Below are 15,968 nucleotides of genomic sequence, written 5' to 3' on the forward strand. Positions count from 1 at the left end.
AAGAAAATGCCCTCCGAGTGATGACAAAAAACCATTCGGATCGGCTTGCCAAGGCATGAAAGACGACTATAGTCAGGAAATAAATATTCCATAGAAGAAAATGAGGGAACGAAATGGCATTATCATGGCGTTTCTCCGCCTTGGCGGACCGGCACCGTGCTCTCGGATCGAAACTCGAAGACTGGAGCGGTATGGGAACCGCCTGGACCTACGAGAAGGACATGTCGCAAGAGCATGTCGCGATCCGTACCAAGGCCGGGCTAATGGACGTTTCCGGCCTCAAGAAGGTGCATCTGGTCGGCCCGCACGCCATTGCCGTGCTCGACTATATCACCACCCGCGACATGTCGAAGATCTATCCCGGCCGCTCGGTTTATGCCGCGATGCTCAACGACCGCGGCTACTTCACCGATGACTGCATCGTCTATCGCACCGGCCCGAATTCCTGGATGCTGGTGCATGGTTCGGGCTCCGGCCATGAAGAACTCGTCAAGCAGGCAGCGGGGCGCAACTGCGCTGTCCTCTTCGACGACGATCTGCACGACCTCTCACTGCAGGGTCCCGTAGCCGTCGACTATCTCGCCAAATATGTGCCCGGTATCCGCGACCTCAAATATTTCCACCACATGCAGACGACGCTGTTCGGCGTTCCTGTGATGATTTCGCGCACCGGCTATACCGGCGAGCGCGGCTATGAAATCTTCGTGCGCGGCCAGGATGCCCCGATGGTCTGGGACCGCATCGTCGCTGAGGGCAAGGAGATGGGGATCATTCCCTGCTGCTTCAGCGTTCTCGATATGCTGCGCGTCGAAAGCTATCTGCTCTTCTATCCCTATGATAACTCGCAGATGTATCCCTTCGCCGATCAGCCGCCCGGCGACAGTCTCTGGGAGCTCGGCCTCGACTTCACCGTCAGCCCCGGCAAGACCGGCTTCAGGGGGGCAGAGGAACATGCGCGCCTCAAGGGCAAGGAACGCTTCAAGATCTTCGGCATGCTGATCGATGCTGATGGCCCGGCCGATCTCGGCGACGAGGTCTTTGTCGAGGGCAAAAAGGTCGGTGTCATTACCTGCCCCTGCTATTCGACGCTCACCGGGAAATCGATGGCGATCGCCCGTCTCGATGTCGACAAGGCAGTCCAGGGCGCGAAGCTCGAAGTACGCGGCAAGAGCCTGAATGCGAGCGCGATTGCCCATACCCTGCCGTTCGACGATCCGGAAAAGAAGAAGAGGACGGCCATCGGCTAAGGAGGCGCTCATGCTTGTCGAAGGCATCAAGAGCCGGCCGGTCTACCATGGTCTTGCAATCCAGCCGCATGCTCGTCGGCACCTCTTCGTTCTCGAAGGGGAGGGCGCCCATGCTCTTCTCGATCACAGGCCCGCGCTCGACGACACGATCCTGTCGCGCAGCGAGATCCTCTATGTCGCACGTGGCTCGCAGGGCAAGGGCCATGACGAAACCCTGCGTAGCCTCGGCGCCGACATGTTCTTCACGGCGCCGACCATCGCGACGCTGCTCTTTCGCCTGAAAGGGTCGCTTGCGACGGCTCATATGGGGACGCGACTATACATCGCCGGCACCGAAGGTTTCATCGGCCAAGCGATGATGGTGGCACTCGATCATGGTATGGACCACGCCTCGATCATCTCGGAGCATCGCGGCTCGCTGGCGCGCCGCGTGCAATGCGTCCACTGCAAGGGCATCACCGAGGATGTCACCCACAGTCCGTTCGCCTGCAGCCATTGCGGGCTTCCGCTTCTGGTACGCGATCACTATTCGCGTCGCCTCGGCGCCTTCCAGGGCGTCAATATCGATGCGGAAGAGCCCGGCAGCGCGCCCGATCCCGAGGAGTTGTTCCTATGAGCGGTGGTACGGAAATCCCAGTCCGCGTTGCGAAGGTCACTCCCATTGCCGAACGCATCAAGCGCTTTCGCTTCGAGCGCCTCGACGGCAAGCCGATGCCTTATTTCTCCGGCGGCGCCCATGTGATCGTCTCGATGAACGACGAAGGGCATATGCGGCGCAATGCCTATTCGCTGATGTCGCCGCCGCATGATTGCTCGGCCTATGAGATCAGCGTGCTGCGCGTCGAGGATTCGCGCGGCGGTTCCGCCTTCATGCACGAGAAGGTGCGGGAAGGCGACGAGCTCAAGGTCAGCTATCCCGTCAACCTGTTCCAGCCGGATTGGCGCGGCCGCAAGCATCTCCTCATCGCCGGCGGCATCGGCATCACGCCCTTCATCGCGATGATGCAGCAGTTTTCCCGTGAGGGAGCCAATTTCGAGCTGCATTATGCCGTGCGTTCCCTGGATCGCGGCGCTTATTGTCGCGAGCTCGTCGAGCAATATGGCTCGCAGCGAGTGAAGATCTATTGCGATGCCGACCGTAATTTCATCCCGGTCGCCCGTCTGCTCGAAAGCCAGCCGCTCGGTACGCATCTCTATGTCTGCGGCCCAGCAGGCATGATCGATGGCGTGCTGAGAACAGGCATCGAAGCCGGATGGCCGGAACAGAACCTGCACTCTGAGCGCTTCTTGTCCCCGCAGCCCGGCAAGCCTTTCTCGATCGAGCTGACGCGCTCCGGCAAGACGGTTCATGTCGGCCATCACGAGAGCATGCTGGAGGCTATCGAAGCGGCAGGCGTCGACGCGCCATTCCTCTGTCGCGGTGGCGCGTGCGGACAATGCGAGACCGGCGTTGCCGCCTGTAACGGCAAGCTTCTGCACAATGACGTCTATCTGACCGACGAAGAAAAGGCTTCCGGCCGAAAGGTGATGATCTGCGTTTCCCGTTTCGAAGGAAGCGCATTGCATCTCGACCTATAGGCTTCAGGCCGATACCCAGGAGAACGGACATGGCAATCGCCTTCAAGCACGAAACATTCCGGGATGATTTCAGCTATCGCAACAGTCCGGAGAACATCCGGCGCTTTCCGTTCCCCTTCGATCGCGACGAGTACATGTATTCCGTCAACATGGAACCACATGTGAAAGGCCAGAAGAATACGGTCTACGAAAGCCTGATTGACGTCGACGAGCACTATGTTGCCGAAATGCACGACCGGGCGCTGGTGCTGAAGGAAGATCCGCTGCGTTATCAGGCGTTGCCGCACATGATGTCGGCGCAGTGGGACACGCTGGAACTGCTGATGGAGGAGCAGGCCGCCGGCTATCCCGAGCACTTCACGCTCACCAGGAACGGCGATCAATGGCGCTGGATCAACCGGCCGCTCGGCATAGACGACACCTTCACCTTCGGCGATGCGTCGACGCTGCCCTATGAGCCTTTCGAGTACATTACCCGCCAGGCCCAGGGCGATTTCTGCATCGTCGACCAGCGGGACGGCAATCTCTGGATGGATGCCGGCATGGTGACGACCCAGGCCGACTGGTCGCTCGATTTCGATATCGGCATGAACTTCATGGAATGGCACGGGCCTGTGCCGCTCGCCCACCAGATCGGCGTCTTCGACCGCGCACTAAAATTCCTGCTCAATCTGCAGCAGGGCAAGCCGACACGCCGGTTCAACTGGACGATGACGATCAATCCTCGCCTCGACACCAGCCCTGAGAACTATCCGAAATGGGGGCCGGACCGCACTACGGTGACGCCGGACAATGTCGGCGAGAAAGTGCATCTGCGCGTGGAATTGCAGAGCCTGTGGCGCCTGCCGCGCTCCAACGCCATTCTCTTCGTCATCCGCTGTTATCTGATGAACATGGACGAGCTCGTGACCGTGCCGAAATGGGCGCGCCGTTTCCCGCGCGTGCTGCGCACCCTGCCGCCGGAGCTCATCGACTACAAGGGCCTGACACGCTTTCGCCAGACGACCATCGATTGGCTATCGGCCTATGACGACGGCGCGCCGACCAGCGCCGGCACCTTCCCGGATTGACGCAAACGACGCGCCACGACGACTGCATGCAATAAAAACTTCGATACAATCGAGAAGGGGAATGCTTCATGACAAGAGTTGCCGTTATCGGTGCCGGCCCTTCGGGCCTTGCCCAGTTGAGGGCCTTTCAATCGGCTGCAAAGAAGGGCGCTGATATCCCTGAAGTCGTCTGCTTTGAAAAGCAGGCGGATTGGGGCGGCCTTTGGAACTATACCTGGCGCACGGGTCTCGATGAATATGGTGAACCGGTCCATGGCAGCATGTATCGATACCTTTGGTCGAACGGCCCGAAGGAATGCCTGGAATTTGCCGACTATTCCTTTGAAGAGCATTTCGGCAAGCCGATTGCTTCCTATCCGCCGCGCGCCGTGCTTTGGGACTATATCAAGGGCCGCGTCGAGAAGGCCGACGTGCGTAAATGGGTGCGCTTCAGCACGCCCGTGCGCATGGTGCGCTTCGATGATGCCACAAAGAAATTCACGGTGACCGCGCATGAACGCACCCAGGACTGCATGTATGATGAGGAGTTCGACTATGTGGTCGTCGCGTCAGGCCACTTCTCGACACCGAACGTACCCTATTTCGAAGGCGTGAAGACCTTCAACGGACGCGTCCTGCATGCCCATGACTTCCGCGATGCGCTGGAATTCAAGGGCAAGGACGTACTGCTGGTCGGCCGAAGCTATTCGGCTGAGGATATCGGCTCGCAATGCTGGAAGTACGGCGCGAAATCGGTGACGACGAGCTATCGCTCCAAGCCGATGGGCTTCAAATGGCCCGCCAATTTCGAGGAGCGGCCGCTTTTGACGCGGCTGGAGAACAAGACTGCCTATTTTGCCGATGGCTCATCGAAGGATGTCGACGCGCTGATCCTGTGCACCGGCTATCAGCATCACTTTCCGTTCCTGCCAGATGATCTGCGCTTGAAGACGGCCAATCGCCTCTGGGCCGACCACCTCTACAAGGGCGTGATTTTCGACGGGAACCCGCAGCTCTTTTATATCGGCATGCAGGACCAGTTCTACACCTTCAACATGTTCGACGTGCAGGCCTGGTGGGCGCGCGATGTCATCATGGGCCGCATCAAACGGCCGCCCGAGAGCGAGCTGCAGGCGAATTTCGACAAGTGGCGCGCCCGCGAGGAGACGCTCGAGGATGCGGAGCAGATGATCTGGTATCAGGGCGATTATGTGAAGGAGCTGCTCGCCGAGACGGATTATCCGAGTTTCGATATCGAAGGTACGAACAAGACCTTCATGGAATGGGAGCACCACAAGGCGGAGAATATCATGGGCTTCCGCGATCACGCCTATCGCTCGCTGATGACCGGCAACATGTCGCCGAAACATCATACGCCTTGGGTCGATGCGCTTGATGACTCGATGGAGGAATATCTGCGCAACTGAAGCGGCAGCCCCTTATTGCGTAAACCGGCAGGGGAGGCTGACGCCTATCCCTGCCGGCCCTGTTTGAGTTGAGATGAGGCAATTTGATCAGCAACTTTTTCTTCGGGTACAGCCTTCATGGATTTTCAAACCAGTGTTCTCGGCCGTATGAGCGGCTTTCTCTATCGCTGCCGCGCCGACGAGAATTATACGATGCTTGACATGACCGACGGCATCGAACGCATCTTCGGCTATCCCGTCGACGAGATCGTCGGCAACCGCGCGCGGACCTTCACCTCCATCATGTTCGAGGAGGATGTTCCACTCATGGATGAGGTCGTCGGCAGGGCTTTGGAGAGCCGAACGGACTGGACGATGGAATATCGGATCCGTCACCGCGACGGCCATCTCGTCTGGGTGACGGAGACAGGCGGCGGCGTCTGGGACGAGGCTGGGGAGTTGCTCTATCTCGAGGGCAGCATCATCAACATCGAGTCGCTCTATCAGCGTATCGACGAGCAAACCTCGGGCATGCGGGTAACGGCTTCGAAAACCAATGAGATCCTGCAGTCGCTCCGCTATCTGAAGCTGCTTGCCGTCAATGCGGGCATCGAGGCTGCCAGGGCGGGAACGGCAGGATCCGGCTTCGCGGTACTGGCAGCCGAAATGCGCTCGCTTGCAAATTCGTCGGAAGAAGCTGCGCGCGCGATCTCGCACGCGCAGCGGAAGGCAGACTAAGAGCGCGGACGCGTCTTCTGCGGGTCGTAGTGGGATAGCGGCACGATGACAGCCGGAAGCCGCTTCTGATGGCCATCGAGCTTGCCGATCTCGACCTTGGTGCCGACGGCCGCATGCGTGACGTCGACACGGGCAAGCGCAATCGTCTTGCCAAGGATCGGCGAGCGGGTTGCGCTGGTGATTACCCCGATCTGCGCGCGGCCGATATGGATGCAATCGCCATGTCCCACGGCTTCGTTGGCCTCGATATCGAGCCCGACCATCAGGTGACGTGGGTGCTCTTTGCGCCTGATCAGTGCCTCGCGCCCAATGAAATCATCCTGCTTGGATTTCAACGGTACGCTGAAGCCAATGCCCGCTTCGAAAGGATCCGTCTGATCGTCGAATTCGTGATGGGCGAAGATCAGGCCGGCCTCGATGCGCACCATGTCGAGTGCCTCCAAGCCCATCGGCTTCAGACCATAGGGTTCGCCAGCCTTCCATACGGCGTCGAAGACGGTTCCCGCATCCTTCGGGTGGCAAAAGATCTCGAAGCCGAGCTCGCCGGTATAGCCGGTGCGGGAGACGACGACCGGCACGCCCTCGAAGGTGCCGATGCGGCCAACGGTGAAACGGAACCATTCCAGTTCGCCGATCGTCGGCTGGCGCGGTGCCGTCCAGATAATCTCCTTCAGAATATCTCTGCTCTTCGGACCCTGCAGCGCGATATTGTGCATCTGATCTGTTGACGAGCGGACCCAGGCCTTGAAGCCCTTCTTCTCCGCCTGCTCGCGCAGCCAGATGCCGCTATAGTCATCGCCGCCGATCCAGCGGAAATTCTTGTCGCCGAGGCGAAACAGCGTGCCGTCGTCGATCATGCCACCATGTTCGTAGCACATGGCGGAATAGACGACCTGGCCGGTCGACAGTTTGCGGACGTCGCGGGTCAGGCAATATTGCAGGAGTTCTTCCGCATCCGGCCCAGTCACCTCGAACTTGCGCAGCGGCGAAAGGTCGATGATGACAGCCCGTTCGCGGCATGCCCAATATTCCTCGACCGGTCCTTCGGACGAGAACCGGTTCGGCAGCCAGAAGCCGCGATATTCGGTGTAATCCCGTGTCATCGCCGAAAGGCGAGGATGAAAAGCGGTCTCCCGCGTCAGTTCAGGGGCAGCGTCAGGGGTCATGCGATAGGCCACCGCTCGTGTGAATGTCTCTTTGCCGGAAAAGGTGCGGACGTGAATGTCTGTCGGATCCCAGCCGTTGGCCGCGTCGATATCGTCAGGGCAGGAGGAGGAGACGCAGACGAGATCGGTCAGCGCGCGCATCAGCACATAGTCTCCCGGCCGCGACCAGGGCTCGTCGAGATAGAGCTGATTATTGTGGTCGATGTTGGTGTTGTAGAAGTAGTTGAGCGCCTCCCAGCCTTTGCGACCGGCGATGCCATAAGGAGCAAGTGCCGCATTGAAATTGTCGGTGCAGTTCACATGGCCGGGATAGCCCATGTCGTCGTAATAGCGGGAGTTGCAGGCCGTTGCGAAGGCATCGTGCCGGCCCACCGTATCCTGGACAATTTCCACCAGCGGCTCGAAATCGCGGTCGAAGGCTTTGGAAGGCAGCCCTGGGGTTGGATAGCTGCGGCCGAGCAAGGTGCGCGTGACGGTGGAGTCGAGCGCGAGGTCGAGCCCCTTGTCCACCTTGCGGGCAGAAAACGCCTGGAAGTCCGTACATTGCCGCCCATAGACGTCTATGATCTGGATGAATTCGCCGGCGCGAACGAAATAGGCCGATGCGGTTGCCGCTCTGATGCGGATATCCTCTATAGGATCCGCCAGGGGTTCTGGCAGGGCGGCGGCGTAGTCCCGCAGGATCCTGGTGCGCCGAACCCTCATTTCCAGCGGCGTTACCGTGTCTTGCGCTTCGGGCGACATGGATGCGCCCGGAGCGCAGACGATCAGCAAGCCTTTGAGAGCAATGGTGAACTCGGCGGTGCTGCCTTGTGGCGAAGCCTCGCCGAAGATGTGTAATGCGCCCGCGGAGGCAAGATCGGCGCCTCGCCGCTGCAGCGCCGCACGGACGCGCGCCGCACTTTCCTCCCCGGTGGAGAGGATGGCTTTCAATCCTTCGGCGGCGCAGGTGAAAGCTGTACCCAGCCCGGCGGACTGAAACTGCCCTTTCTCATCGATGAATGAGAGCTCGCATGCCTGGCCGCCCTCGCAGTCGATCAATGTGGCGCGGTCACCCGCCTCCACTCGCACGACCAGTGTTCCGCCACCCTTGCAACGATAGCGTTCCGTATCGTGTGGCAGCGCCGGGATACCCGGATAACGGACGGTACTCGCCGAAATGGGCCGTGCTCCGGCGATCGGCGGATGGAGATCTCGCATGTAGCCCTCTCGGGAAAATGATGTGCCTCACCACACCGGAATCATGCTGACAAAATGCCGTGGGAAAGTAAAGTGATATTGACTAAAAAGAAAATATCTTCACTATGCATAAAGGTCTTGCCTCTGGAAATCCGCGCACAGACGCGGCTCTCGAAAACCTCCAGCAAGCCCGCAAATGCCATGGGAGGCACGTTCAGGGAGACGTACGAGAGATACGTCCGGAACAACGATGGGGAATATCACCGATGACGGATATTGTGGACGCCGGCGTATCCGCTGGCACCGAAGGTAAGCTTATACGCGCGCTTGACTGGAAGGGCGCGTTCTGGGTGGCTGCGGGCGTGCCGCCACTTGTTCTCTTCTCCATCGGCGGCATTGCCGGGACGACGGGCAAGCTAGCCTTCGTCGTCTGGATCATCTCGATGATCATGGGGTTCCTGCAATCCTTTACCTATGCGGAAATTGCCGGCATGTTCGGCAACAAATCCGGCGGCGCCTCGGTTTACGGTGCGACGGCCTGGCTGCGCTACTCGAAATTCATCGCGCCACTTTCGGTCTGGTGCAACTGGTTCGCCTGGTCGCCGGTGCTATCACTCGGCTGCGCCATCGCGGCAGGCTATATTCTAAATGCCTTTTTTCCGATCCCAGCGGCGGATTCGCAGGCTGTGCTCAGCTGGATCAGCGCGCATGCGGCGTCCATCACCGCCGATAGCCCAAGGGTCGCGGAATATATCGCGGCTCATGCCGGCACCTCTCCGGAAGATGCGGTGAAGGCGCTTTTGAGCGCCGATGGCGTTGCGGCATTCACGCCTGCCATCCGCAACTGGTCTCTCGTCAGCTTCAATATTCCCTTCCTTGCCACCGCCAATATCAATGCCACCTTCTTCATCGGCGGCGTCCTGATGCTGATCATCTTCGCGATCCAGCATCGCGGCATTTCCGAGACGGCGAGCGTGCAGAAATGGCTCGCCATCATCGTGCTGGTGCCGCTGCTGATCATCGGTGTGTATCCGATCGTCAGCGGCCAGATCATGTCCACCAATGTTACGGGTCTGGTGCCCCCGACAGCGGCCTATGCCGCCACGGATGGCACCTGGAGCAATGGCGGCTGGACGCTCTTCCTCGGCGGCCTCTATATTGCCGCCTGGTCGACCTATGGCTTTGAAACCGCCGTCTGCTATACGCGGGAGCTGAAGAACCCGAAAACGGACACCTTCAAGGCGATCTTCTATTCCGGCCTTGCCTGCTGCATTTTCTTCTTCCTCGTGCCCTTCGCCTTCCAGGGCGTGCTCGGCCATCCCGGCATGCTGGCGCCCGGCATCGTCGACGGCACCGGCGTCGCCGAAGCGCTCGGTGGCCTGATCGGCGCCGGCCGCATCGTTACCCAGCTCCTCGTCATCCTGATGATCCTGGCATTGTTCCTTGCCATCATGACGGCGATGGCCGGCTCGTCGCGTACGCTCTATCAGGGCTCGAAGGATGGCTGGCTGCCGAAATATCTCGACCATGTGAACGAGCATGGCGCACCGACCAGGGCGATGTGGACGGATTTCGTCTTCAATCTCTCGCTGCTTGCCATCGCATCCGATACCAGCGGCTACTTCTTCGTGCTCGCTGTCTCCAACGTAGGCTACATCATCTTCAATTTCCTGAACCTCAATTCCGGCTGGATCCACCGCATGGATTCCGGCCATGTCGAGCGCCCGTGGAAAGCACCTTCCTGGTTGATCGGCCTGAACACCGTCCTCGCCTTCGTCAATGCGCTCTTCCTCGGGGCTGGCGCCAAGGTCTGGGGCTATGCGAACGCGCTTTGGATCGGCTTCGCCTTCGCCGCATTGATCCTGCCGGTTTTCGCCTACAGGCACTATGTGCGCGACGGCGGCAAGTTCCCGGCGGGCGCCATGGATGATCTCGGGCTGGTTGGTCAGGATCTCGGGGTAAGAAAAGCAGGAATTCTGCCTTATTTGGCTTTGCTCGGTGGCATCGCCATCGTGCTGATCGCAAATTGGGCCTTCCAGCTGCCAGCGTAAAGACATCTTCTCGAAAATTGTTGCCCGACAGTTGAATGGATCTCGTTAGCTTCTTGATCGACCGGCTTGGTCGATCAAGAAGGGCAGTCGAGGCAGCCAGGTTTCAAGCCTGCATTTTCGAACAATCGGATGTTTGTTCGCGGAGCAATCGAAACAAGCCTCGTTCATGCAACGATCCTCCGCTCAAAATGAGCGGAGGCCACGAATTTGTTGATCGGCAGAAGCCCCTGATGACGATTGGCCCGACAGGCGGCTGTTTTTGTTGATATGACCTGGGTCGTCACGTGATGCTGTATTCACAGCCGAAGAGAACAACGTCTCCCCGTCCAAACGCGTCATCTGACGAAATCCGCGATACCGCAAAATCTCGGCGGCACGCTGCGAAAACAATCGTTGCAGCAAGTCTGCGTAAAAATGATCGTTATTAAATCGTGTCTTCGGCTAGGTTAGGCTTATATATTTGTATATTATACATTAGCCTTCGATGGCATTCCTTAGAAATGCACGAATAAATAGTGAATAAATTCGTATATCGGCTTAAATGCAACCCAGGTTGCAATTATTTCTATGTATTTTCGGCGGGCGTTATTAATTCTGTTTCAATAAAGCTGGGCTAATTTTGTCTTTGATTGGACAGGACATGATGCGCCTGTGCTCGGGCGGTGTCCCGACGGCTCACGGACTGCTTTTCTTTAAGAAATTACACCACAAGGGCTCCAGAAATTCGGGTTTCGGCGAAGCGGGTTAGCGTCACGGCACCCCGGAACGTAGGTGAGCAACTATGATTTTTTCTCTTCGCAATATACTTGTTGGAATTTTCCTTCTCCTCAGCGTCGCTTTATGCGTGCTAACGGGATCTTCCATGCTTGATGCCTATCGCGGCGAAAGCACCTATAGTGATGTCTCGAAGTTCACGGTACTCGACCGCGCGCTCTTCCAGACGCTCGCCAACTTCCGCAACGAACGAGGTGACGGCTCGTCGCTCGCCAAGCTCGATCTTGGCACGCAGGACGCAACGCTTGCCCTGTTGAAAGCGGACCGGGTCGTGGTTGACAAATATATGGCTGATGCAAAATCGGTCTCCGCGAATATTGCCGACGAGACGCTCAAAGCGCCGATTGCCGACGTCATGAGCGCATATGATCGGGTCGTCGCGTTCCGTTCAAAGCTCGACAGCGAAGTCGTCAAGAAGCTCGCTGATCGCGATCCGACATTGCAGGCCACGACGCTCGATATCGGCCAGCAGTTCCTGACCGCGCTGGAAGCGGGTTCGACCGCCATTGAAAGCCAGATCCGCGCGAGCGATCCCTCAATGTCGGCAATGATCCAGATCCGTGCGCTGACATGGTACACCCGCGCGACAGCGGGGGCTGCAAACCTGTTGTACGTCAATACGCTCGCCTCTGGAGAGGCGATGAAGCCCGAGGAACTCAGCAAGATCCAACAGTTCGATTACACCGCGAACTTTACCTGGGGGCAGATCGGCACTCTGGTCAACCATCCGTCGACACCGCAGGTCGTCAAGGATGCCTACAAGGTCGGCAACACGACCTATTTCAGCGGCGACTTTGCGGCAAAACACAACGCACTGCTTGCGAAGTTCGCAGCCGGTGAGAAGAAGGCCATGTCCCTCGACGACTGGCGCCCGCTCGGCAACGCCGCGCTTCTGACCATCACAAACACCGCCGCGGCAGCCGCAGATGGCATGGTGGCTCAGGCAGCCGCCAGACAGAGTGATGCGTTCATCAGCCTGATCGCCTACGGGCTTACCTTCCTTGTCGCCGCGGTTCTGAGTATCACCGGTATCTGTGTGATAATCTTCCGCGTCACCAAGCCCGTCGGCGCGCTAACCCATTCGATGACGGCGCTCGCCCAAGGCGACCTCTCGGTTTCGATCCGTGGTGTCGAGCGGCGCGATGAGATCGGTGCCATGGCGCGTTCCGTCGAGGTGTTCCAGCAGGCAGCCCTGCGCAACAAGGCGCTCGAAGCCGAGGCTGTCGAGGCACGCGTCACGTCCGAGAATGAACGTGTCGAAGTCCAGCGCCGTGCCGAGGCCGAGGCCGAGCAGAGGCTATTGCAAGCAACGGGTTCGCTTGCGACAGGTCTGCGTCATTTGGCCTCCGGCGATCTGCTCTGCGAGATCGAAACGCCGCTGGATGCGCAGTTCGAGGCCCTGCGTCACGACTTCAATTCGTCGGTCAGCCAGCTTCGCGCCGCCATGTCCCAGGTCGGCCAGTCCGCGTCACTGGTAAACAGCGGCAGCTACGAGATCTCGCAGGCTTCCGATAACCTTTCCAAGCGCACCGAGCAGCAGGCCGCGTCGCTTGAAGAGACGGCGGCAGCACTTGAGGAGGTGACGGCCAACGTTCAGTCGACCTCGAAGCGAACCGGCGATGCACGTGATCTGGTCCGCGGCGCCCGGTCGCGGGCAGAAAATTCCAGCCAAGTCGTCAGCAACGCCGTCAATGCCATGGGCAGGATCGAGCATTCGTCGAGACAAATCAGCCAGATCATCAGCGTGATCGACGAGATTGCCTTCCAGACCAATCTCCTTGCGCTCAACGCAGGTGTCGAGGCTGCGCGTGCGGGCGAAGCCGGCAAGGGCTTTGCCGTCGTCGCCCAGGAAGTGCGCGAACTTGCCCAGCGTTCGGCCAATGCCGCCAAGGAGATCAAGGTTCTGATCGGCAATTCCGAAGTTGCCGTCGGCGAGGGCGTGAAGCTCGTCAACGATACCGGCGAGGGCCTCGCGGCGATAGCCGACCTCGTCCTGCAGATCAACCAGCACATGGATGCGATCGCGACCGCCGCCCAGGAGCAGTCCATGGGCCTGTCGGAGATCAACAGCGCTGTCAATCACATGGACCAGGCGACACAGCAGAATGCCGCCATGGTCGAAGAGATGAACGCCGCCGGCGCAGGTCTGGCCGAGGAGAGCAAGCGTCTCGGCGAACTCCTGAGTGCATTCCGCACGGGCCAAGCCGAGCGCAGGGAGCCGCAGGCAAGGTCCGTAGCCCGGACTGCTGCTTCGGCCCCGACGACGGGCCGGCTAGCCACGCGCGCCGCTCCGGTTGCGCAGGGCAACGCCGCGCTTAAACATCTCCAGCAGGAGTGGTCGGAGTTCTGATCGGTCCGGCATCAAGACCGGCAGCGAAACCCGGTGCGGTCAGTACCGCAACAATTGCCCCGGGCACCTTGCCCGGGGCATTTATCATTTAGCCCACAGACTTCCCCGACCCGCAAACCCGCCGCATGGGCGCATGTCAGCGCCACCCGCGCAGTCAGGCTGGAAATGGCCTCAAGGAATTGAACGACCTCGTCAGCCGACAAAACAACTGGGAGTGTGCGCGGCTTGCGCGCATGCGGGATCCGCTCGGGTACATCATTCTGGCCCAGCGTGATGCCGTAGAAAAACCTGAGAGCACAGACGATCTGGTTCTGTGATGCCCAGGATATCCCTGTCGAGACAAGATGAACCTGGAAGGCGTGAACATCATCAAGATCAAGGCGGTCCGGCGATCGACCGAAATAGCGGCTGAACTTCTGAACGGCGTTGATGTAGGATCGCTGGGTTGCCGGAGATAGATTGCGGACCGTCATGTCTTCAATCATCCGTCGGCGTAGAGGGCTAAGCTCAGCCATCAGGACCTCCCGTCTGAAGGGTGGGTTGCAACACCACCATCCAATCAGTCAGGAGGCTCCGCTCAAAGTCTGCACTATTCGCCACGATCAGCGGCTTAGTTCAATCCCATAACCAGTCAAAATCAGCCCACGTTGGTATAATCCTATTATTTCTTGTGGTGATTCAACCCAGTTTTGCGTTTCGCCGTGACCCCGGTTCAAATGCGAACTACCGATCCTTTCAGGGCGCTAGGTTCGTGCAGACGGGTCAGCGAAAAATAGCAATCAGAGTCAAAATCTTGCGCCACTCAACAAGCGGGAGCCTATCAACATTGAAGACGAGCATGATATATGATATACATTGTCGATATCGTATATTGGGGATTTCTCATGCGAACCTTGGTGGATATTGGCGACCTAGAAGTCAAAGCGCTGGATCGATTGGCGCAGCGAGAAAAAATGTCGAGAGCAGCGCTGATTCGTAAGGCGATTGACGATTTCTTGGCTCGAAATAGCGCCGCCAGTGAAGTAGAGGCGTTCGGGCTCTGGGGTGATCGAAAGATTGATGGTTTAGCGTATCAGGACGACATTCGCGGCGAATGGTAAAGGCTCTTTTCGACACAAATGTCTTAATCGACTATCTCAATGCCGTACCGCAAGCGCGACATGAACTGACCCGACATCAGGAAAAGGCAATTAGCATCATCACCTGGATGGAAGTTCTCGTTGGTGCCAAGCCGGAGGTGGTCGTTGGAACACGCGCTTTCCTGGCCGGATTTGCGGTCATCGCTGTGGATGATGCGGTAGCGGAGCGTGCGGTATCTCTGCGGCAGCTCCACCGTATCAAATTGCCTGATGCCATCATCTGGGCAACGGCCAATGTTCACTCGATGTTGCTGGTTACTCGCAACACGAAGGATTTTCCGCGGGAGATGCCGGACATTCGAATCCCCTACGAAATCTGAGCGCTATTGTCAGACGTTATCCAAGCGCTCCTCATGGTGGGCCGCTGGTTCGAATGCCATCAAGAGCGTCACGACTTTCAGTGCGGCTTCGTTGCGCAACGAAGTGGCTTTCCGACGTATAGGGCTTACAAGTGCTCGACGTGCGTCATACGCACGTCGCAGCCTTAATCCGCTCAAATATTAGGATGCTCGCGTTCAATTCCCGTCACTGCTTGAATGTCCGTTTCAGAAAAATCGTTGCCTTTGAACAACAGAGGCTCATTGGTCAGCTTGGCTAACGCATAAGCAAAACAATCGCCAAAGTTCAATCCAGCCGGGTGGCGGCCCTTGCCATAGCGGCGCCAAGCACGGCGGGCTTGATCAGAATGGTCGGCAGAAACGGGTACGATTTCGGCATTGATGCGATGCAGCCAAAGATCCAGTTCGCTTCCGCCCTGTTCTCCTAGTCGGCTCTCAAGCACCATCGATGTTTCAAAGACGGTAGCCGCCGAAATCAGGCGCACGGGGTCGTCTGCGATGCGTGTCTCGAACGAGCCAGCCTCTGGTTCATCAAAGGCGATAGCGATGATGGCGGACGTATCGATGACCATCAGATTGGCAATCCATTCTCGTCATAGCCAAGGATCTCGTCGGCGCTACGCGTATCGAGAACAGGAAGGGATCTCCAGCGGCGGCGGCTGGCGGCGAGATCTTCAAGCAACGCTGCTTTTTGAACCTGGGAGTTCATACGGTGCAAGCGCTCAATGAGTGCGGTACGCGTGGCAACAGTGATGCTCTCACCGGTTTGCGCGGAGAGCGCGCGCGCGAGCCGCTCTGTTTCTGCGTCTTTAATACTTAAAGCCACTTTGGTTCCTATCTACCTGAATTGAATCATTCTACCTATATAGCTCACTGTCAGCGAAACTGCACGAAAATCAAACTCGCGCATGAGATCTTCAGCGGGAGCCGTAAGTTATCGGCCAGCAGCACAA

General features: G+C 58.5%; 13 protein-coding genes and 1 pseudogene. 10 read left to right on the forward strand and 4 right to left on the reverse strand.

Translation table 11 applies throughout. The features are described 5' to 3' along the window. Window positions 1-113: 113 nt before the first annotated feature. The 6 genes from RHSP_RS22250 to RHSP_RS35865 all read left to right on the forward strand — a co-directional run bounded on the left by RHSP_RS22250 (window position 114) and on the right by RHSP_RS35865 (window position 6,018). Window positions 114-1,247, forward strand: a complete 1,134-nt coding sequence (locus RHSP_RS22250; protein ID WP_004123515.1) for an aminomethyl transferase family protein — start codon at window positions 114-116, stop codon at window positions 1,245-1,247. A 10-nt stretch (window positions 1,248-1,257) separates the two neighbouring features. Then, window positions 1,258-1,863 (forward strand): dimethylamine monooxygenase subunit DmmA family protein, encoded by a 606-nt coding sequence (locus RHSP_RS22255; protein ID WP_004123518.1) that lies wholly within the window; start codon window positions 1,258-1,260, stop codon window positions 1,861-1,863. Beyond that, the gene (locus RHSP_RS22260) at window positions 1,860-2,825 is read left to right on the forward strand and encodes a PDR/VanB family oxidoreductase (RefSeq protein WP_004123520.1); all 966 of its coding nucleotides are present in this window, start codon (window positions 1,860-1,862) and stop codon (window positions 2,823-2,825) included. Before RHSP_RS22255 ends, RHSP_RS22260 begins: the two co-directional genes overlap by 4 nt. A gap of 29 nt (window positions 2,826-2,854) precedes the next feature. Continuing rightward, window positions 2,855-3,895 carry a heme-dependent oxidative N-demethylase family protein gene (locus tag RHSP_RS22265; RefSeq protein ID WP_004123523.1) on the forward strand — a complete coding sequence of 347 codons (1,041 nt, stop codon included), beginning with the start codon at window positions 2,855-2,857 and terminating at the stop codon, window positions 3,893-3,895. Window positions 3,896-3,963: 68 nt separating this feature from the next. Further along, window positions 3,964-5,301, forward strand: a complete 1,338-nt coding sequence (locus RHSP_RS22270; RefSeq protein WP_004123528.1) for an NAD(P)-binding domain-containing protein — start codon at window positions 3,964-3,966, stop codon at window positions 5,299-5,301. Window positions 5,302-5,418: 117 nt separating this feature from the next. Continuing rightward, window positions 5,419-6,018: a methyl-accepting chemotaxis protein gene (locus tag RHSP_RS35865; RefSeq protein ID WP_004123532.1), complete on the forward strand. Its 600-nt coding sequence runs from the start codon at window positions 5,419-5,421 to the stop codon at window positions 6,016-6,018. On the opposite strand, the gene RHSP_RS22280 is transcribed toward RHSP_RS35865, so the two are convergent. Continuing rightward, window positions 6,015-8,384 (reverse strand): trimethylamine N-oxide demethylase, encoded by a 2,370-nt coding sequence (locus RHSP_RS22280; RefSeq protein WP_004123535.1) that lies wholly within the window; start codon window positions 8,382-8,384, stop codon window positions 6,015-6,017. The two genes, RHSP_RS35865 and RHSP_RS22280, sit on opposite strands and share 4 nt — an antisense overlap. 245 nt (window positions 8,385-8,629) lie before the next feature. Here RHSP_RS22280 and RHSP_RS22285 point away from each other — a divergent pair, with 245 nt between their 5' ends. Both RHSP_RS22285 and RHSP_RS22290 read left to right on the forward strand, forming a co-directional pair. Further along, window positions 8,630-10,414: a trimethylamine N-oxide permease gene (locus tag RHSP_RS22285; RefSeq protein WP_004123539.1), complete on the forward strand. Its 1,785-nt coding sequence runs from the start codon at window positions 8,630-8,632 to the stop codon at window positions 10,412-10,414. Window positions 10,415-11,195: 781 nt separating this feature from the next. After that, window positions 11,196-13,538, forward strand: a complete 2,343-nt coding sequence (locus tag RHSP_RS22290; protein ID WP_004123546.1) for a methyl-accepting chemotaxis protein — start codon at window positions 11,196-11,198, stop codon at window positions 13,536-13,538. An 89-nt stretch (window positions 13,539-13,627) separates the two neighbouring features. On the opposite strand, the pseudogene RHSP_RS22295 reads toward RHSP_RS22290, so the two are convergent. Then, window positions 13,628-14,053, reverse strand: a pseudogene (locus tag RHSP_RS22295) (tyrosine-type recombinase/integrase); the annotation flags it as partial. A gap of 330 nt (window positions 14,054-14,383) precedes the next feature. Here RHSP_RS22295 and RHSP_RS22300 point away from each other — a divergent pair. Further along, on the forward strand, window positions 14,384-14,638 hold the full coding sequence (locus tag RHSP_RS22300) for a ribbon-helix-helix domain-containing protein (protein ID WP_240535491.1): 255 nt from the start codon (window positions 14,384-14,386) through the stop codon (window positions 14,636-14,638). Further along, a complete protein-coding gene (locus RHSP_RS22305) occupies window positions 14,632-14,997 on the forward strand; it encodes a type II toxin-antitoxin system VapC family toxin (protein WP_004123549.1) in 366 nt (121 codons plus the stop codon). Before RHSP_RS22300 ends, RHSP_RS22305 begins: the two co-directional genes overlap by 7 nt. Window positions 14,998-15,170: 173 nt before the next feature. On the opposite strand, the gene RHSP_RS22310 is transcribed toward RHSP_RS22305, so the two are convergent. Both RHSP_RS22310 and RHSP_RS22315 read right to left on the reverse strand, forming a co-directional pair. Continuing rightward, window positions 15,171-15,587, reverse strand: coding sequence for a type II toxin-antitoxin system VapC family toxin (locus RHSP_RS22310; protein ID WP_004123551.1), 417 nt, complete (start codon window positions 15,585-15,587; stop codon window positions 15,171-15,173). Further along, entirely contained in the window at window positions 15,587-15,841 is a 255-nt protein-coding gene (locus RHSP_RS22315) for a type II toxin-antitoxin system VapB family antitoxin (protein WP_004123553.1), read from the reverse strand. The genes RHSP_RS22310 and RHSP_RS22315 overlap by 1 nt, the downstream gene beginning before the upstream one ends. Window positions 15,842-15,968: the final 127 nt, after the last annotated feature.

Source organism: Rhizobium freirei PRF 81, assembly GCF_000359745.1.
Lineage (GTDB): Bacteria > Pseudomonadota > Alphaproteobacteria > Rhizobiales > Rhizobiaceae > Rhizobium > Rhizobium freirei.